Annotated in this window: 21 protein-coding genes and 1 pseudogene; all 22 read left to right on the forward strand. The window is 33.9% G+C overall.

Going from position 1 to position 19,742, the window contains the following annotated elements:
* Positions 1 to 497, forward strand: a 497-nt coding sequence (locus M663_RS0104290; RefSeq protein WP_029688061.1) for a hypothetical protein, incomplete at its 5' end; no start/stop codon positions are given.
* Between the two features lie 30 nt (positions 498 to 527).
* A complete protein-coding gene (locus tag M663_RS15215) occupies positions 528 to 659 on the forward strand; it encodes a hypothetical protein (protein ID WP_255345456.1) in 132 nt (43 codons plus the stop codon).
* A pseudogene (locus M663_RS15830) lies at positions 656 to 952 on the forward strand (bifunctional adenosylcobinamide kinase/adenosylcobinamide-phosphate guanylyltransferase); the annotation flags it as partial. The gene M663_RS15215 and the pseudogene M663_RS15830, both read left to right, overlap by 4 nt.
* A 754-nt stretch (positions 953 to 1,706) precedes the next feature.
* Positions 1,707 to 3,434: a sigma 54-interacting transcriptional regulator gene (locus tag M663_RS0104310; protein WP_029688062.1), complete on the forward strand. Its 1,728-nt coding sequence runs from the start codon at positions 1,707 to 1,709 to the stop codon at positions 3,432 to 3,434.
* 206 nt (positions 3,435 to 3,640) lie between these two features.
* Positions 3,641 to 4,843 (forward strand): transaldolase family protein, encoded by a 1,203-nt coding sequence (locus M663_RS0104315; RefSeq protein WP_009052509.1) that lies wholly within the window; start codon positions 3,641 to 3,643, stop codon positions 4,841 to 4,843.
* A 31-nt stretch (positions 4,844 to 4,874) separates the two neighbouring features.
* Complete coding sequence (locus M663_RS0104320; protein ID WP_009052508.1) at positions 4,875 to 5,720, forward strand: transketolase; 846 nt, start codon at positions 4,875 to 4,877, stop codon at positions 5,718 to 5,720.
* A complete protein-coding gene (locus M663_RS0104325; RefSeq protein ID WP_009052507.1) occupies positions 5,713 to 6,660 on the forward strand; it encodes a transketolase C-terminal domain-containing protein in 948 nt (315 codons plus the stop codon). Before M663_RS0104320 ends, M663_RS0104325 begins: the two co-directional genes overlap by 8 nt.
* Positions 6,661 to 6,670: 10 nt before the next feature.
* Complete coding sequence (gene rpiB, locus M663_RS0104330) at positions 6,671 to 7,132, forward strand: ribose 5-phosphate isomerase B (RefSeq protein WP_009052506.1); 462 nt, start codon at positions 6,671 to 6,673, stop codon at positions 7,130 to 7,132.
* Between the two features lie 18 nt (positions 7,133 to 7,150).
* The gene (locus M663_RS15230; protein ID WP_012268753.1) at positions 7,151 to 7,423 is read left to right on the forward strand and encodes an HAD hydrolase-like protein; all 273 of its coding nucleotides are present in this window, start codon (positions 7,151 to 7,153) and stop codon (positions 7,421 to 7,423) included.
* Entirely contained in the window at positions 7,336 to 7,824 is a 489-nt protein-coding gene (locus tag M663_RS14550) for an HAD-IA family hydrolase (protein WP_273702627.1), read from the forward strand. The genes M663_RS15230 and M663_RS14550 overlap by 88 nt, the downstream gene beginning before the upstream one ends.
* Positions 7,825 to 7,957: 133 nt before the next feature.
* The gene (locus tag M663_RS0104340) at positions 7,958 to 8,968 is read left to right on the forward strand and encodes a PHP domain-containing protein (RefSeq protein WP_029688063.1); all 1,011 of its coding nucleotides are present in this window, start codon (positions 7,958 to 7,960) and stop codon (positions 8,966 to 8,968) included.
* 13 nt (positions 8,969 to 8,981) lie between these two features.
* On the forward strand, positions 8,982 to 9,908 hold the full coding sequence (locus tag M663_RS0104345; protein ID WP_003870774.1) for a class II fructose-bisphosphate aldolase: 927 nt from the start codon (positions 8,982 to 8,984) through the stop codon (positions 9,906 to 9,908).
* A 251-nt stretch (positions 9,909 to 10,159) separates the two neighbouring features.
* A complete protein-coding gene (locus M663_RS0104350) occupies positions 10,160 to 11,059 on the forward strand; it encodes a dihydrodipicolinate synthase family protein (RefSeq protein WP_029688064.1) in 900 nt (299 codons plus the stop codon).
* The gene (locus M663_RS0104355; protein ID WP_029688065.1) at positions 11,056 to 12,030 is read left to right on the forward strand and encodes a hydroxyacid dehydrogenase; all 975 of its coding nucleotides are present in this window, start codon (positions 11,056 to 11,058) and stop codon (positions 12,028 to 12,030) included. Before M663_RS0104350 ends, M663_RS0104355 begins: the two co-directional genes overlap by 4 nt.
* A 171-nt stretch (positions 12,031 to 12,201) precedes the next feature.
* Positions 12,202 to 12,591, forward strand: coding sequence for a dimethylsulfonioproprionate lyase family protein (locus M663_RS0104360; RefSeq protein ID WP_003870778.1), 390 nt, complete (start codon positions 12,202 to 12,204; stop codon positions 12,589 to 12,591).
* Positions 12,592 to 14,046, forward strand: a complete 1,455-nt coding sequence (locus M663_RS0104365) for an NAD-dependent succinate-semialdehyde dehydrogenase (protein ID WP_009052501.1) — start codon at positions 12,592 to 12,594, stop codon at positions 14,044 to 14,046. It begins immediately after the preceding gene.
* Positions 14,047 to 14,221: 175 nt separating this feature from the next.
* The gene (locus tag M663_RS0104370) at positions 14,222 to 14,620 is read left to right on the forward strand and encodes a hypothetical protein (protein ID WP_003870780.1); all 399 of its coding nucleotides are present in this window, start codon (positions 14,222 to 14,224) and stop codon (positions 14,618 to 14,620) included.
* Positions 14,621 to 14,971, forward strand: a complete 351-nt coding sequence (locus M663_RS0104375; protein ID WP_003870781.1) for a hypothetical protein — start codon at positions 14,621 to 14,623, stop codon at positions 14,969 to 14,971.
* A 42-nt stretch (positions 14,972 to 15,013) separates the two neighbouring features.
* A complete protein-coding gene (gene xylB / locus M663_RS0104380; RefSeq protein WP_029688066.1) occupies positions 15,014 to 16,543 on the forward strand; it encodes a xylulokinase in 1,530 nt (509 codons plus the stop codon).
* A 150-nt stretch (positions 16,544 to 16,693) separates the two neighbouring features.
* Positions 16,694 to 17,089: a dihydroxyacetone kinase phosphoryl donor subunit DhaM gene (dhaM, locus tag M663_RS0104385; protein WP_029688067.1), complete on the forward strand. Its 396-nt coding sequence runs from the start codon at positions 16,694 to 16,696 to the stop codon at positions 17,087 to 17,089.
* A gap of 35 nt (positions 17,090 to 17,124) precedes the next feature.
* Positions 17,125 to 18,120, forward strand: a complete 996-nt coding sequence (locus M663_RS0104390) for a dihydroxyacetone kinase subunit DhaK (protein WP_003867647.1) — start codon at positions 17,125 to 17,127, stop codon at positions 18,118 to 18,120.
* Between the two features lie 450 nt (positions 18,121 to 18,570).
* The gene (gene dhaL / locus M663_RS0104400; protein ID WP_029688068.1) at positions 18,571 to 19,212 is read left to right on the forward strand and encodes a dihydroxyacetone kinase subunit DhaL; all 642 of its coding nucleotides are present in this window, start codon (positions 18,571 to 18,573) and stop codon (positions 19,210 to 19,212) included.
* Positions 19,213 to 19,742: the final 530 nt, after the last annotated feature.

A 19,742-nucleotide genomic window follows, 5' to 3' on the forward strand; every position in this document is an offset into this window, starting at 1 on the left:
AAATTTTAAGAGGCATAAAAAGCGAGCTTGAAGAGAACGGACTTTCAGACGTAGTTTTTACAGGAAGTACTGAAGAAAATTTTCCCACATCTATGACAGGTATAGGAATCACTGTAATAGCAAAAGCAAATATTGGAGACTTAAAAATAAAAAAAGTCAAAACAGGTATGCATGTTTCTATTTTAGGTTATCCACGTGTAGGAAGTGAAGTTTTAAGCTCAAACGATGTGCTTACATTGAAAGACTACGTAAAAATTTCCAACTCAAAAGAAATAGTGGAAGCAATACCTGTGGGTTCAAAAGGGATAAAATATGAAATTGGCATATTAGAGAAGATATCAGGATTAAAGGTGGAGGCGAATTTTCCACAACATCTTGATGTATTAAAATCAGGGGGGCCTTCTACCTGCTGCCTTGTAGTCCACAGTGAGGAAGATACAGCCTCTATTAAAGGACTGACAGACAAGTCTTTAACATACATTGGAAGGTTAATTTAGGATAAAGGAGAAAACAAATTCTCATAAGAGATGCTTCTAATTGACAAAAGTTTTTTTAGAGTTGCTATAAAAACACATGAAGACAATGAAAAATTGATAAAGGCTTTAAAAGAAATAGATAAAGATTTAATAGAAGAGAAAGAGAGGGTTGCAATACAATGAGCCTCATTATGATTACAGGCGGTGCAAGGTCTGGCAAAAGTGAATTTGCTGAAAAATTGGCATTGGAAAAGGAAGAGACAGCGTCCTTTATATAGCTACTTCTATTCCTTTTGACGAAGAAATGAAAAAAAGGATCAAAAGGCATAAAAAAAAGACCAGCTTCATGGCAGACAAAAGTTTATAAAAATCTAAACAAGGTAATAGTGGAAAGCAATGCAAAAGTTGTATTAGTTGACTGTCTTACAGTTATGATTACTAATCTTTTAATAGAAGTCGATTTGACTTGGCAAAATAATTTAACTGCTTTTATGATATATGCAGACTGCGGCATTCAAAGAATGCCTAATGCTCATTTGGATAGCTTCAAAATTGCTTTCTTTTGCAAACATTGTAAAATTTTCATAGAGAAACTGGTATTCAAATCTTTAATAATAAAAATTATTTAAACTATTTCCTACATAAACTTTACACCAAACTTTTGTTATATTATTGGTGAAATCTAATGCAAACAGGGGTTGTTGCCCAAAATTATCCTACAATACCTTGACACGAACTTTGAAAGGGAGGGGCTTTTAATTTTTACTACAGTGATATATAATATAAGCGAAAACGTAAAATTAAGATATGGAAAATTAAATGTTTTAATAACATTTTTAAACAAAAAGAGTAAAAAGTGACACTAACAAATTCAGTATTATTCTTATTTTATCAATATTTTACAATGTTTTAAGTTAGTTTTATAGTTCTATCTTACTTGTTGTTTTCCAAAAATATGATTACTTATAAATTTTAATGAGAGAACTAATTTTGTTTATTGTGCTTTAATAACTAAATATCTGTTTTTAACATTTCTAAGAATTGTACTTCTTCTCAATAAGAAATTCTCCGTTCTAACTTTGTGGTAATTAAATTACAAATAGGAATACTTTTTTAGTTTTTAGACTAGCGATTTATAAAATATAACACATAAAAAGTTTAAAAAGTTACGTGAGGTGACAATACTTGATTTATCTTAGTCTTAATTTTATTTAAAAGGTGTGATGTTTTATGAAAGAAAAAATTGCTCGATTTGTTAACAAAAAAATAATATTGTTCAGGGAAGAAGACCTAAATAGAAATGGCAAAATTAATTTTAAAAAGTATAATTATATTATATTAACTTCTAATCGTTTACCTCAAAAAATAATTCCAATATTAGAAAATGGGAATACAGCTGAACGTTTAGCTATAACATCCTTTTTGACAGTTAAGGAAAACGAAGATATTGATTTAGAAAGTTATAATGGGGAAGTTTTTTTGGTGACTGACGATTACAATGAGATAAAAGGTGTTGTTACAAATAGAGAAATAATCTTTTTCTTACTAGATAATTTAAAATCTATTAAGGCTGAATTTGACCTTGTCAAAACTGACCTTGACGCTTTTATGGCGTGTTCAGACGATTTGGCCTGTATTACAGACGGATCTGGTTTAAAAGTGAGAATTAGCTCTTCTGCTGAAAAAATATATGGTTTAAAACCGGAAGATCTCATAGGTAAAAATGTGAGTGAACTTGAAAAGAATGGTATGTATTTTCCGTCAGCTACAAAGATTGCTATTGAGGAAAAAAAGAAAGTTACTGTAATTCAAAAAACAAAGACAGGCAGAAAATTATTAGTTACAGCTACACCATTTTTTGATAAAGATAATAACATTAAAAGAATTGTTAGTATATCAAAAGACATTACAGACGAGGAAAAATTAAAGACTGAGTTAAAACAAACAAAAGAATTACTTCAAAAATATGAAGAGGAACTATCTTCACTTAGAATTGCCCATCTTAAGAATTCTGAGATTATCTATAGAAGTAAACAAATGGAAAGATTGATAGAATTAGTAAATAAAGTCGCACCTACAGAATCTACTATTCTTATTTATGGAGAAACAGGGGTAGGAAAGGAAGTTTTAGCAAAATACATTCATAATATCAGCAGAAGTGAGGGACCATTCATAAAAATAAACTGTGGAGCGATACCTGAGAATCTTTTAGAAGCAGAGCTGTTTGGTTATGAGAAAGGGGCATTTACAGGAGCAAAAAGCGAAGGTAAACCGGGGCTTATTGAAGTTGCAGATAAGGGAACTTTATTATTAGATGAGATTAGTGAACTGCCTTTATCATTGCAAGTAAAATTATTAAGAGTTTTACAAGAAAAAGAATTTATTAGAGTAGGTGGTATAAAACCTATCAAAGTAGATTTACGAATAATTGCTGCTTCAAATAAAGACTTAAAAGAATTGGTGAAAGAAGGAAAATTTAGACAAGATTTATACTATAGATTGAATGTAGTTCCTGTTACTATACCTCCATTAAGAGAGAGGGTTCAAGATATACCTATATTGGCTTATCATTTTCTTAATATGTATAATGAGAAATACGGTCATTCCAAACAACTAACTAATGAAGTAATGGAAATATTTATGAAGTATCCCTGGCCAGGTAATGTTCGTGAATTAGAAAATGTTATAGAAAGAATTGTGATAATTTCTGAAAATGATCAGATAACAAAAAAAGATTTACCTGGAGAATTACTTAACCAAGAAGAAACAAATCACTCTTTTGGAGTGCATGTTTCCAGATTGATGCCATTAAAAGAGGCAAGTGCTCTTGTAGAGTATCAGCTTATAAAACAAGCCATAGAAGAATGTGGAAGCAGTTATAAGGCAGCGGAAGTATTAGGAGTAGATCAATCTACAATAATAAGGAAACTAAAGAAATACGAGTCAATGTTATCATAAACTTTAATGCAATTATGCAGTTATTAGATTTTTTAAATGCATTAAATCATTAACAAATTGAACTATTTGATGTAAATAAAATATTATGCATTCCAATTATAATAAGGCCTTTGCACTACAGTGCATGGGTCTTATTTTTTTGGCACGAATATTGCTTAGGTAGCTTAGATAGAAGCTTGAAAAATTGCCTATTGGAGGGTTACTAGATGACTAAAAATAAAAATTACAAACCTAGTGCAATGGAAAGGCTTAACTCATTGTCACCAAATGTAGAACTATGGTGGGATTCAAATCCTTTAATTTATGAAAAATGGTGTAATGACTTTTTAAATTCAATAGAAGATAAAGACTTAAAAGATTTAATAAGTTTTCAGTTAAAAAAGCTATGGGACCAAGAATCTGATCCAAAAGATTGGGTTTTTAAAGGAGTAACTACAAATCCCCCGCTTACAAAAGCGGTATTTGATAATTTAAAAGAGGAGTGGACAAACATTATACAAGAAATTATAAAGGATAATCCTCGAATGGATTATACCCAAGTAACATGGGAAGCATACAAAGAGGCGTGTAAACGCGGTGCAAGTCTTTACATGCCACTTTTTGAGAAATCAGGTTATAAATATGGTTATGTATCAGCACAGGTAGATCCAAGAATTTCAGTGGATACCAAAGAAATGGTAAGGCAAGCTCTTGAATTAAAGGCATTACAACCCAATATTATGGTCAAAATTCCGACAACTAAAGCAGGTGTTTTAGCAATATATATTCTTACAGCGCTAGGAATACCTACAAATGCTACTCTTTGTTATACTTTACCACAAATAATAGCAGTAGCAGAAGCCGTAAAACAAGGAAAAGCACTGGGAGAAAAATATGGAACCGATTATTCTAAGTGGCGTTCTGTGATTACAATCATGATAGGAAGATTTGAAGATGCAAAAATTTTTGAAGAACAAGCAAAAGAGAGAGGAATAGAACTAACCGAAGAAATGAAAAGGTGGGCAGGAATTGCTATAACAAAAAAAGCATGCAAGATATTGGCTAAGAGAGATTATCCGAGCAAAATGTTAGTAGCATCCAGCAGAGTTAGCCCTAAAGTAAATGGAACACAGTATATATGGCATATAGAAAAACTTGCAGGTTGTAATTTAGTATACACTATGAATCCTGAACTTATAAAAGCATTTATGATGCTGTATATGGACAGACCAATTGAAGATAAATGTGAAGAATCTGTTCCGGATGAGATAATGGAAAAACTACTAAGGGTTCCCTATTTTGCAGAAGGATATGGCGAAACTACAATACCACTTGAAGATTTTGAAAAACTTGAACCTACTATTACTACTTATACTCAATTTTCAAAAGCTGTTATAGACCTTGAAAATTATGTAAGGAGTTTATTTTAAAAAATAAAAATAACTGAAGGAGTTGATTCTTTTGAGCATTACTTTTGAAGAAATTGATTTGATAAAACAGACTGCTGATTTGATAAGAAAAGATTGCATTTGGATGAGTACCCGGGCAGGTACAGGACACCTTGGACCAGCACTTTCATTAGCAGAAATTTTAGCTACTTTATATAAAAGTGTATTAAAGGTAGATCCACAGAATCCAAAATGGCCTGATAGAGATAGGCTAATACTTAGTAAAGGCCATGGATGTTTGGCACTTTATTCTATACTTTCACAAATGGGGTTTTTTGAAAGAAAATTATTAGGAGATTTTTGTACTAAATATGATACTATGCTTCCGGGTCACCCAGAAATTAAGCTTCCTGGTGTAGAAGCTAATACTGGTTCTTTAGGACATGGAATAGCTCTAGGAGTAGGAATGGCTTTAGCAGCCAGAATGGACAAAAAAGAATACAGAGTTTTTGTAATAACTGGAGATGGAGAATTACAGGAAGGAAGTAACTGGGAAGCAGCCATGACTGCTGCTTATTATGGACTAGATAATTTAATTGTAATAGTAGATAGAAATATGTTGCAATTAGGAGATTTTACAGAAAATATAACCCGGTTAGAACCTTTAGCTGAAAAATGGAAAAGTTTTGGATGGGGCGTAGAAATAATAGATGGTCACGATATAGAAAAATTACTTACAGCTTTTAATAAAATTCCGTTTGTTAAAGGTCAGCCTTCTGTTATTATTGCTAATACTGTAAAAGGAAAGGGCTTAAAAATTGCTGAAAATAAGGTTGATTGGCACTATAAAGTTCTTTCATATGAACAATACGAGGAATTAAAAAATGAAATGTCATTGGAGGAGCTTTATCATGAGTGAATTAAAGAAGTCAACCAGAACATCATTTGCTGAGGCAATTGTTGAGCTGGGAGAGAAAAATCCAGATGTTGTAACTGTTGCAGCGGATTCAGCATCACGATATGGAGATTTTATAAAAAAATTTCCGGAAAGGAGCTTTAATGTTGGCATAGCAGAACAGACTATGGTAAGTGTAGCTGCTGGAATGGCTCTTTGTGGAAAAATACCTGTTGTCACATCATATGCTAATTTTTTAGCATTTAGGGCAGCAGAACAAATAAGAGTAGATGTGGCAGGTAGCAAATTAAATGTTAAATTAATAGGAACAGATACAGGATTTTCATCAGCGTGGTTGGGCTTTACACATTTAGCACTAGAGGATATGGGAGTGATTCGAGCAATTCCTGGAATAGTCATAATAGATCCAGCTGATGCAGCAGAAGCTTATGTTGCTACAAAAGCAATATTTGAATACAATGGTCCTGTTTATATGCGGCTTAGAGGTAGAAAAGAAGAACCGGTAATTTTTTACAAAAAGAAAGATTTTAAAATTGGAAAAGGAGAAATTATAAAAGAAGGAAAAGATGCTTTAATTATTGCTTGTGGTGGTGCTGTATATGATAGTTTAAAAGCTTCTGAAATTTTGCAGTCAAGAGGTATAAAAGTAACGCTTGTAAATATGCCTACTGTAAGACCATTAGATGAAGATTTGCTACTGGAGCTTACATCTTCAGTAGATAATATCATTACTGTTGAACATCACAATACAACGGGTGGACTAGGGAGTGCAGTGGCAGAATTTTTAACTGAAAAAAGGCCGCAAATTAGACAATTGAGGTTAGGAGTAAAAAATAGATTTGGAACGGCAGGTTCAGAAGATATGTTGAAAAAAGGGTTTGGGCTAGATGGTGAGACAATAGCTATAAGTATAGAGAATTTTCTTAAAAATAGAACTAAGTGAGGAGGAAAAAATGATGAAGATAATTTTGGGTAGTGATCATTTTGGTTTTGATTTAAAAGAAGTTATTAAAGAACATCTACAGTCTAAAGGAATTGCAGTAGTTGACATAGGGGTTTATGATAAAAATCCAGTGGATTATCCCGATATTGCTGTAGCACTTGCCGAAAGAGTTGCATCGGGAGAATTTGAAAGAGGAATTCTTATTTGTGGCACAGGGATAGGGATGGCTATTGTTGCCAATAAAGTGCCTGGAGTAAGAGCTGCAGTATGCCATGATGTGTATTCTGCAGAAAGAGCACGTAAAAGTAATGATGCACAAATTATGACTATGGGTGGAGTCATAGTAGGACCAGAACTAGCTAAAAAACTTGTAGATGTGTGGCTTGAGTCAGAATTTCAAGGAGGACGTTCTTTACCAAAAGTGGAGAAAATTAAAATGATAGATGCAAAATATCGCGGTATGGCTAAATAAATAAAAGAGCGGTTTACTTTGAATGTTAAAGCAGTTATTTTCGATTTAGATGTAACGCTAATAGATTCAAAAAAAGATATTGTTATAGCTGCAAATAAGGCATTTAGTGAATTTAATCTTCCAACTTTACCTGAAAAAACATTAGCATTTTTAACTGCTAACGGTGCTGAAGCAGTTATAAAGTGTGGTTTGAGGGAAAAAATATGCATTTGTTTGATAGAGTATTCGGCAGATTTGAAAAGATTTATGGCGAGTCCTGTACTAATTATACTTCTTTATTTCCAGGAGTAAGAGAAACTTTAAACTTTTTAAAAGAAAGGAAAATTAATATTGGAATTGCTACTCTTAAATGCAGAACTCTAACAGAAAAAATTTTAAAACATTTTGAACTTGATAAATATTTTTCAGTTGTATTGTGCTTGGAAGATGTCGAAAATATAAAGCCTCATTCAGAAATAATAGAGAAGCTATTGAAAAAAATAAATAATATTTCAGAGGAAACTTTATACGTTGGGGATTCTGAAGTAGATGTTTTGTGTGGGAAAAATGCGGGAGTTTATACCTGTGCTGTGACATATGGAACAGGTGATTTACAGTCTATAGTTGCTCTGCAGCCGGATTTTATAATTACCAACTTAACAAAATTAATATTTTATTATCTTAAAAAACTACGAAAACAAATTATTAATTAACCATCCATGCTTAACAAAACACGACCAGGAATGAAAATAGATTTTTAAATCTATTTTCGTGCTAAATTAAAATAAATGATAAAATAAAAAGTAATACTATGAATTTTAAAAAATTAGAAAGGAGGCAAGGCTCTTGTATATATTATCTTTTACAGAAGGTTCAATAGCTCCAGGAATTGTGACTACTTCTCCAGTAAAGGCAAAGTATGATTGTGATTTGCACTGTCATACTACGCGCTCTGATGGAAATGATTCGCCGGAAGAATTGGTTATTAATGCTGCTAAAAGTGGCCTTAAAGTTGTTGCAATTACAGACCATGACCTACTGCCTCCTCTTTATCTGGATACTTCTCAAGGTAGGATTAGCGTAAAGGAATTTGCACACCAGCATGGAGTAGAAATAGTATTAGGAATCGAATTTTCATGCGATACCTATGTAGATGATGTTCATATTTTAGGGTATCGCATGGATTGGGAAAATCCACTGTTAGCGGAAGTAGTAGAAAGGATGAGGAGAAGCAAAACAGAAGCATATAGAAAACTATGTGAAATACTTACTGCTAAGGGAATGCCAATTGACTATGAAAATGAGATATTAAAGTATATTGATGAAAATGGAAATATAAGATATAGAGATCCAGACGAAGTTGAAAGAAAACATATATTTGAATTAATGGCCAAAAAGGGATATGCACCATCATGGAAAGATGCGAAAATAATGGTTAGAGACGATCCTGAATTAAATGTAAGAAGGGAAAAAATAAGTCCATTTGATGCAATTGATTTAATAAAGTCATGTGGTGGAACGGCAGTACTAGCACATCCTTTTTTAATCGATGAAGTAATTCATTATCCCGATGGAAGAAATCTAACAAGAGAAGAATATATAGAAAGGCTTATAAACCATGGAATCGACGGTATGGAAGCGCGATATCTTTACAGCAAAACAAGCTATAAGGGAAATTTAAAAGATTTTGAAATTGAGGAGTATATTAGAACAAAATATTCTACAAAAGTAAAATTCTTTAGTGGGGGTTCAGATTATCATGCTGATCATAAAAAAGGAGTATCTAACCCAAGACATCTAGGTGAAGCAGGAGTTACATTACAGGAATTTAATTTCATAAAAGAATATCTAATATAAAGGAGCTGATATAATGCCACTGGTAACAAGTAAAGAAATGCTTATTTATGCAAGAGAGAATGGATTTGCAGTAGGAGCTTTCAATGCTTATAACATGGAAGTGGTTCAAGCTATAATCGAGGCAGCTGAAGAGGAAAATGCCCCTGTGATAATTCAGATAAGTGAAGGAGCAATAGCATATGGGGGGGAGAAATCATTTGCGGCTCTAATTAAAGTATTAGCTGAGGAAGCTACAGTACCTGTAGTATGCCATTTAGACCATGGAGTAAACTTTTCTACAGTTATAAAAGCATTAAAAGCAGGATTTACATCACTTATGTTTGATGGGTCGTCTCTTACGTTTGAAGAGAATATAGAAAAAACAAAAAAATTAGTTGAAATAGCACATGCTGCGGGAATTCCTTTAGAAGGGGAAATTGGGAAAATACCTGATGCAGCTCATGGGCCCCTTTCTCCAGAGGAAGTAAAAAAATATCTTACGACTCCAGAAGAAGCTTTGGAATTTTATGAAAAGACAGGAGTAGATTCACTGGCGATTTCAGTGGGAAGCGCTCACAGAATGAAAGTTCAATCTGCGCAATTAGATATTGAAAGAATAGCACGAATAAAAGACAAGGTAAAAATACCATTAGTACTTCATGGTGCTTCTGGAGTAATGGATGACTCTGTTATTCAAGCAGTAAAAGCTGGGATTTCAAAAGTTAATTTTGCTACAGAATTAAATAAGGCTTTTACCCATGCTTTAAGGGAAAAATTATCAAATAACCCGGATTTAGTTGATGTTAGAAAATATGGTGCCGTAGCAAGAGAAAATGTAAAAAAGACTGTAAAAGAAAAAATACAACTATTGAATGCTACTAATAAAGCACCAGAGATATTAAAACTTATTAATAAAAGAAGTTTTGCAATGGGAAATAAAGATGTGGAAGCTATAGAATAACAATAACTTTAGTTTGCAAATGAGGTAATGATAGACTGTCTGTAAGCATTGCATTTCTGCATTGAAATAAAAAATAAATGGCAAATTTGCATTATCGGTTTTTAATGTAGACTGTGAAACGGTAGGAAACTTCACTATTAAACGTTTTGCCCGTTTTGGCACAATTTTTGCTTTACTGCTTAAAGTAGAGGCTGAAATAGAAAACAAAACGAAAATAATGACTGTAAATTAAAAAGGAGGATATTACTATAATGAGTATAAGAGAAAAACTTACAGGAGTATTTGCACCACTTGTAACTCCTTTTGTTAATCAAGAAATTGATTATGAAAAGTTGAAAGAGAATATTCAGAAATTAAATAGTTCTAAATTAAAAGGTTATTTATGCTTAGGAAGCAATGGCGAATTTAGAAGTTTAACAGATGAAGAGGCAATTAAAGTTATAAAGACAGTTGCAAAGAGTAAATCAAAAGATAAAACTTTACTTGCTGGCACAGGAAGAGAATCAGCATGGGCTACAATAGAATTTACTAAAAAAGTAGCAGATTTTGGAGTTGATTTTGCCAGTGTTCTTACACCTCATTATTTTGCTAGTAAAATGACTGATGAAGCATTAATCAAATTTTATACTGAAGTTGCTGATAAATCTCCTATTCCGATAACAATTTATTGCATTCCCAGATCTGCAAATGGAGTATTAATTTCTCCTCGAGCAATTTCTGTACTTGCGCAACATCCTAATATCGTTGGAATAAAAGATTCTTCAAAAGAAGATATAGGAAATTATATAAATGCTGTACCTAAGGGAGCAGAGTTCTATGTACTTTCCGGCTCTATAAATAAATTTTTGGACGGATTAAAAAAAGGAGCTATAGGCGGTGTCCTTTCAATGGCAAATTACCTGCCTGACCTTTGCTGTGAAATTCAAGAATTATTTAATGAGGGCAAGTATCAAGAAGCAGAAGAACTAAGTAACAGACTTTGTAAAATTAATGAAAAAATATCTGGCAAAGGTGGAGTAGCCGCAGTCAAGGTAGCAATGAACTGGCTAGGTTATTATGGAATGGAGCCAAGACTACCATTACTACCTTTAAATGAAAATGAAATTGAGGAAATTAGAAAAATTTTACAGGAAGAAGGGCTACTTGCATGAAAAAAGTATTGCTTTCAGAGGAGATACATCCAGAGGGAAGAAAATTATTAGAGGGAAAATTTGAAATTGTTACAGCACATGATACAAGTCAACAAACGCTTATGTCTATGGTAAAAGATGTAGATGGTATTATTTTAAGAACTAGATCAAAGATTACAAGGGAAGTAATCGAAAATGCTCCACATTTAAAGATAATATCGAGGACAGGGGCAGGAGTTGATAATATAGATGTAAATGCAGCAACGGAAAAAGGTATATTGGTTTGCAATTTGCCAGCAGTAAATAATTTATCTGTAGCAGAACACACAATAGCAATGATACTAAATTTAGCAAAACAGTTAAATTTAATGGATAAAGCTGTTCGCAGTGGCAATTGGGGAGCGAGAAACTCTAATATTTCTATGGAGATAGAAGGGAAGGTACTTGGAATTGTTGGAATGGGGAATATAGGAAGTTTAGTTGCAAAAAAGTGCCATGATGGATTGGGAATGAAAATAGTTGCTTATGATCCATATGTAAAAGAAAAGTTTAGAGAATATGATTATAAGTTTGTTGACACGCTTGAGGAACTATTTAAAGAATCAGATTTTGTAACATTGCATTGTCCTGATATACCTGAAACAAGGGGAATGATAACGAGAGAACTTATATATTCTATGAAGCCTACAGCTTATTTAATAAATGCGGCAAGAGGAACAGTAATAGACGAACAAGCTTTGATTGGGGCTTTAAAAGAAAAAAGGATCGCAGGAGCAGGCCTTGATGTGTTTCAGCAAGAGCCACCATCAAGCGATAATGAATTATTAAGACTTGAGAATGTAATACTATCTCCTCATTCAGCAGCTCTAACAAAAGAAGCGACTGTACGTATGGCAGTAGAAGCTGTCCAAGCCGTTATTGATTATTTTGAAGGCCGTCAACCAAAATATATTTATAATTACAAAATGCTAAAAGAAAAGGGGTATATATAACTTGTTGATTTTAAGGATAGGTAAATATAGTAGATGAATTCTTACTTTTTATGACAGCTTAGTAAACGATTTTTGAAAGAGGTGATGGAATAATTTGAGGGGTTTTGATGTAAGCTAATAACTTTCGAAGGCTGAAAAATATTTTAAAAAATTCAAAGGGGGAATATATTTATGAAATATGTAGTAAACGTTAATTCTAAGGAACCAGATGTAGATGCAACGAGGTCATTAAGGGCATGGGTAAAGAACAGGGAGAAGCCAACGCTAAGAGATACTTACTGGTTAGTTGATCCAGAGAATTCGCCTTCCAGACGTTTAAAGATGGGGTATACGATAATATATCCCACAGGGACCACAACAGGCCATGCACATGATGAGGAAGAAGTATACTTTGTAGTACAAGGCGAAGGAGTGATGGTTGTAGGGAATGATGAATTTCCAATAAAGCCAGGGGATGCATTATATGTTCCACCAAGAGAATTTCACACTACTCGACAAGTAGGCAATATTCCACTAGTTGTTGTATGGGTGACTGGTAAAGTGAATGAGGAGGAGATATAGATGGTACAGCACTATAAAATGCTAATAGGTGGAAAATGGGTAGATGCAAAAAAGGGCGGAATAATAGAAGTGGTAAATCCTGCCACAGAGGAGGTGTTTGCGTCTGTTCCAGCAGCTACTAAAGAAGATGTCGAAGAAGCAATTTTAAAGGCACAGGAAGCTTTTTTAAAATGGAAAAAGGAAAATCCATTTCAACGGAGTAAAATTCTTCGAAAAGCTTCTGAAATAGTACTTCAACGTTCTGAAAAAATTGCTAGGACTATGACAGAAGAATTGGGTAAGCCAGTAAAAGAAGCCAAGGGAGAAGTAGAAAAAGGAGCAGAAATTCTTAGATATTATGCAGAAGAAGGTGAAAGAATTTATGGACGTGTAATAGCAAATGAAGAAAAGGATACAGAAAGTATAGTTGTATACGAACCTATTGGAGTTGCAGCAGCTATTACTCCATGGAATTATCCGATTGAATTGCTGGCTTGGAAAATAGGAGGAGCATTGGCATCTGGCTGTACGATAGTAGCTAAATTGCCAAGTGAAACTCCACTTTCTCCTTTAAAATTTGTTGAATGTTTAGTGGATGCAGGAGTGCCAGAAGGAGTTTTAAATGTAATAACAGGCTCCGGAGGGACTGTAGGGCCTGCATTAATAGAAAATCCATTGGTTAAGCGTGTTGCCTTTACCGGTTCTACAGAAACAGGAAAAGAAATTTTAAAAATGAGTGCTTCTTCAGGGATAAAGAAAGTAACTCTTGAACTTGGTGGCAGTTTACCAATGATTGTTTTTAAAGATGCTAATTTAGATGCTGCTGTTACGGGGGCTGTCAGGCGTAGTTTTAGGAATGCTGGTCAGATTTGCATTGCAGTAAACAGAATATATGTAGAAAGAGAAGTATACGAGACTTTTCTTGAGAAATTTGGAGCAAAGACAAAAAAACTGGTCGTCGGGAATAGTCTCATAGACGAAAATGTAGATATGGGGCCTATGTGTACAAAAGCAGGTGTTGAAAAAGTTGAACGTCATGTAAACGATGCTGTAGCCAAAGGTGCTAAAATAGTGTGCGGAGGTAAAAGACCGTCAGGTCCAAAATTTGAAAAGGGCTTTTTCTATGAACCAACTATTGTTCGTGATGTTAACCATGATATGCTGATAATGCGCGAAGAGACATTTGGTCCGGCGGTTGGAGTTATGCCATTTAATAACATAGATGAAGCAATACAATTAGCAAATGATACCAATTATGGTTTAGCAGCAATAGTATATACAAATAATATGAACATAGCTAAACGTTGTGCACAAGAGATTCAGGCAGGTAATGTTGCTATTAATAATGTAGATGCGGGAGTAATTAATGCTCCATATGGTGGATGGAAGGATAGTGGTTTAGGAGCAGAGCATGGTCCTGAGGGCTTGCATGAGTATTTAATCCAAAAACATGTAAGGATACATTACTTCATTTAATTAGTTTGGTTTTAAAGGAATTCCTTTCTACCTAGTTTTGTATTCGATATAAGTAAAAATGGTTTCTACCGGTGGGAGGAATTCCTTTGAAATATAAAGCAGAACTCCTTTTATCATAAAAGGGGTTCTGCAGGAAAACCAAAAATTTTATAAAAAAGGGGGAGTATTTTACATTATGAAGCTGTCAAGAATTTTGATAGGAGCAATTACAGGTGCTTTTGCTGGATACGGTGTATTCACAATATGGCCTTCAGCATTAGCTCATTGGCATTGGCTTGGTGGATGGCTTGCAGCAGGACTTATAATAACCACAGCATGGTGGTTAAACCACTATGCAAATGCATTTCCAAATGATCCAGATGGTGCATGGATAGATATGGCATTTGCCATATGGCTTTCATCTTTGCTGGGGGGTAATATACAACTAAAAACAAATGGCGAACTGGTAAGAGCTTCTTATGGCTTATATCATGGAATAAGTATTGGACCAGCTTTAGTGACCATTGTTCTCGAATTAATAGGAGCTACAATAGCTGGCTACTTATTACATCTATTCAGAAGGAGTGATGCATAAATGTGGACATGGCAACATGTAGTAACTACTATATTTGGCGGCATTTTATTTCCACTGGCAATAGGATTAATGTGGGGAAAACTTGCTGAGGAATGGAAAAGCATTGGAGGCTTACTTGCAGGATTTTTTATAGTGGGTACGGTGTGGTTAGTTAATCATGGAATAGGGCTGATTTTTGAGCCACAAATGAGTGGCCATCTTCCAGGACCATGGAGTGACCAAGCATTGACGGCATTTTGGGGTGCTTTTGTAGCTGATTTGTTTGATCGCAAAAAAATAAATTGGGCAGCAATTTTGGCAGGAATTTTAGGAGGTTTATTGGGTGGATTATTGTTGTATGCAACAGTTTAATGTTTTAATAAGTTTACATTAAGGATGAAGGGGGAGTATATTATGGCATATGTGTTGGGAATTGATGTTGGTACTTCTGCATGTAAAACGATAATTGTTAACGAAACAGGTGAAATTGTAGCTAAAGCAACAAAAGAATATGATTTTATTGTTCCAAGACCCGGCTGGACAGAAAGTGACCCTGAAGTGTGGTGGGATGCAACTGTTGACACAATAAAGAAGGCTTTAGAAAAAGCTGCAATCAAACCTGAAGAAATAGCAGCGATTGGATTGAGCGGTCAAATGCATACTCTAGTACCACTTGATAAAAATAGAAAAGTCATAAGAAATGCTATAATGTGGAATGACAATCGTGTTGGAAAACAATGTGATGAGGTTCATAACAAAGTTGGAGGAGAAGATAGGTTAATAGACTATGTTGCAAATACTGCTTTACCTGGATATACTATTGGAAAAATTCTGTGGATTAAAGAAGTAGAGCCGGGAAATTACGAAAAAATAGATAAATTTGTAATAGCTAAAGACTATATTAGATATAAATTAACAGGGAAAATTGCTACGGATGTTTCTGATGCAAGTGGTACATGCTTATATGATGTTGAGAAAAATAAATGGTCAGATGATTTAATAAATTTGCTTGAAATAAAGAAAAGCATTTTCCCAGATGTAGTAGAAAGTCCAGAAATAAGTGGACATTTAACTTCTGAAGCAGCTTCAATATTAGGCTTAAAAGAGGGTACTCCAGTAGTAGGCGGAGCAGGGGATGTATTAGCTCAGGCAGTAGGAACTGGAGCAACAGAAGAAGGAATAGCGATGCTTATAATTGGTACAGCAGGAATTGCTTCCGTCGCTCTTTCAAAATTTGGACGCAATCCAGGAGGTTCCTTACAACTTTTTAGAGGTGGAGTACCAGGAGAATGGAATATTTTCGGATGTACCCTTGCGGCTGGCGGGTCTTTCAAATGGTTTAGAGATTCATTTGGTCTCGAAGAAAAAATTATTGCAAATCTGAGCGGAGAAGATGCATATAACATTTTAGTTAATGAAGCTATGCAAGTTGAGGTAGGGGCTAATGGATTATTGTTTACTCCATATATAGTAGGTGAAAGATGTCCTTACACTGATCCAAATGCAAGAGGTGCTTTTGTTGGAATAAATGTTGTGCACGATAAAAGAGCGTTTGTAAGAGCTGTGTTAGAAGGCATTGTTTTCAGCTTGAAGGATGCACTAAAATTAATTGAAACATTAGGTGTTCCCCTCACACAGGTTAGAGTAAGTGGAGGAGGAGCTATAAATCCTAAATGGAGACAAATCCAAGCAGATATATTAGGTACAGAAGTTGTTACAGTGAGTTACAGTGGCGAAGGAGGATCATATGGTGCGGCTATACTTGCAGGAGTAGGAGCGGGTTTCTGGCCATCAGTTAAAGAAGCAGCAAGAAAACTTCTCAAAATAGAAACTAGAACTATGCCAATTGCTGAAAATAAGAGCAAATATGAAAAAGTTTACGATATATATAGAGAAATATACTATGCTTTAAAGAAAGTTAATGATAAAATAAGCGAACTATGATAATAAGTAGTAGATACCCCCGCTTTTATACGGGGGTATCTATGTTCCTTCTTAATATGCAAATATTCTATGTTATCTGATCAGGAAATAAAATCCTAAAGTTTATTGCAAATGTATTGTATTATAGCGATACAAAAGAGAGGGATTTAAATGGCAGTCTTTATAATAGTATCACATAGCAAAAAGGTTGCTGAGGGTGTTGTAGAGATAGTTGAACAAATGAATAACAAAAATTCTAAGTTAATACCAATTGGTGGTACAGAAGATGAACGTATAGGAACTAATCCTTTAAAAATAAAAAAGGTAATAGAGGAAATTTATGATGGTGACAATATTTTTATTTTTGCAGATATAGGAAGTTCTATTATGGCGACTCAAATGGTATTAGATATGCTAAATGAGGAATTAAGAAAAAAAATCACACTTGTAGATGCACCTTTGGTTGAAGGGACGATAGCAGCTGTTATACAAGCTTCAATTACTAATAATGTAAGCGAAATTATTCATGCAGCAGAAGAAAGCAAAAAAGTAAATAAATTTGGTTAATTTAAATTAATTAAATTAAAAGGAAGGAGATTTTTATGAGAAGACTAATCAATAATCCTTATGACGTGGTGGAAGAAATGCTGGAGGGGTTTTGTAAAGCTCATGATAAACATGTAAAGTTACTGGAAAATGATGGGCGCGTAGTAGTTTATAAAAGGGCTCCAGTAAAGAACAAGGTAGGAATAATTATAGGAGGAGGTTCAGGACATGAACCGTTATTCTTAGGATATGTTGGTGAAAATTTTGCAGATGCAGCGGTTATAGGAAATATCAATACTTCTCCTTCTCCAGAACCGTGCTATAATGCGGTTAAAGCTGTGGATGCAGGACGTGGATGCCTATATTTATATGGAAATTATGCAGGAGATGTAATGAATTTTGACATGGGAGTTGAAATGGCAGCTGCGGATGGAATTAGAGTTGAGACAGTTTTGGTAACTGATGATGTGGCTTCTTCAGCGAATATTAAAGATCGGAGAGGAATTGCGGGAGATTTCTTTGTATTTAAGATAGCAGGTGCTAAAGCAGCTACGGGTGCAGATTTGGATGAAGTAAAAGCTGCTGCAATAAAAGCAAATGACAACACAAGAACAATGGGAGTTGCACTTGCAGCAGCAACACATCCATCAACAGGTAAACCAATGTTTGAATTAGAGGAAGGACTTATGGAAATAGGCATGGGTATACATGGTGAACCAGGCGTTAGAAGAGGTAAACTACAGGAAGCTGATAAGGTAATTGATGAAATAATGAATCATATATTACCTGACTTACCGTTTAATAAGGAAGATGAAGTAGCAGTACTTGTAAATAGTTTAGGGGCTACTCCGTTAATGGACTTACATATTTGTTTTAGAAGAGTAGCTCAGATTCTAGAAGAAAACGGAATTAAGATTTATAGATCATTTGTGGGACCATATGCTACTACAATGGATATGGTAGGCATGTCAGTTACTTTAATGAAATTAGACAACGAATTGAAAGAACTATTAGATTATCCTTGCGATACTCCTTATTGTGTTATCAAGTAATGAAATAATTGTTGACCAATTGACCAGAAGCGAACACCATTGACTTCGCTGGTGTTCGCTTAACCCTTTTAGAACTAATATATTAAATTGACTAAAAAGTGCATGATGAGAATAACCCTTACGGCCAGGACTAGAGGAAGGGAATTCAGGTATTGAAGACAGGTCTAGATTTTCAAACATAGAAGAATAGAAATCAATTTTAGACTGAGAGGTAAAGAGTTCAGGTATATTTAAAAGCAATTGAAGCTGATACATGTAGGATTTCCTCCTTCTTAAAAAATTTTTTATAGTGTATATATAATAATTCGACAAATGGGAGGGGAAATCCTACGTAAAAGATAAAAAATTCAAGAGTGATAGGAAAAAAGTATATCTGTAGAATGGCTTAAATGAAGCCTTCTGAATTTTGCACAAGTCTAATTAAATTGATACAAGGGAGTGGAAATGTTCATGTATAAAGACTACATACTTAATAAAAGTTATTTTGTGAAAGTTATTGAAAATTTAGCGGAAGTTATAGAACAGCAAAAAGATTATTTGACTAAATTAGACTCTGAAATAGGTGATGGTGATCATGGAGTAAATCTGAGTATAGGATTTAGAGAAATTATGAAAAATTTGCCAGAATGGAAAGAAGGAAATCTAACATTTTTCTTTAAAAAAGTAGGGATGGCTTTATTATCTAAAGTTGGTGGTGCTGCAGGACCATTGTATGGGAGCTTTTTTATGAAATTTGGGGAACCGGCGGAAAATAAAGAAGAAGTTGATTTTGAAGTTTTTTACAATATGTTTAAAGTGGCAATAGAATCAGTTGAAATGAGGGGTAAAGCTGTAGTAGGAGAAAAAACGATGGTTGACGCTTTAAGGCCTGGGTTGGATGCTTTTACAAAGGCTATAGAAGAAAATATAGAGCCCAAAAAAGCGTTTGAAATATTTGTAGAAGCAGCTAAGAAGGGTGCAGATTCTACTATTCCATTGGTAGCAAAAAAAGGTAGAGCAATGAGACTCGGAGAAAGGGCAATAGGGCACCTTGATCCAGGTGCAGCTTCGTCAGTATTGATATTGGAGACATTTAGAAATAATTTACCGTAATTAGGGGAATTTTTTGGTAGAAGAAGAGGATTTTGTTTATCCTAAGGTAGGACAACTTTTTAAATAAACAAAATAACAATATTGTACTTTGAATACATGTAAATTCGGAGTTAAATTGGACAGGTATAATCGGTACTTTTAAAATTGAAAAAATGGTGAAATCTAATGCCAAAGTTTAGCAAGTAATTAAAAAATTAAAAGATTCACAGATTAAAAAATAGGAAATCCTTGAGAAGCTATAAGTTCTCTTAAAGGATACGAATAAATAGTTGAATAGAGAATTTTTTGGACAATTGAAAAAGCAAGCATAAAGTGATAATTAGGATTTGATTTTCCTGGGAATTCCTTTATTTTATTTTTTGAATTCGGCTACGATATAAATTTTACAGGATTAGGGGAATTCCTTTAAAAATATGTAATAGAATTCCTTATTTATAAAATAAGGGTTCTACAAAAACCAAAAAATGAATTTAGGTGATTGCAAAATGAAATAAATATTAGAGTAAAAAAGTTACATTACAAGGAACAAA

The sequence above is a fragment of the Thermoanaerobacter sp. A7A genome, from assembly GCF_000445185.1.
Classification (GTDB): domain Bacteria; phylum Bacillota; class Thermoanaerobacteria; order Thermoanaerobacterales; family Thermoanaerobacteraceae; genus Thermoanaerobacter.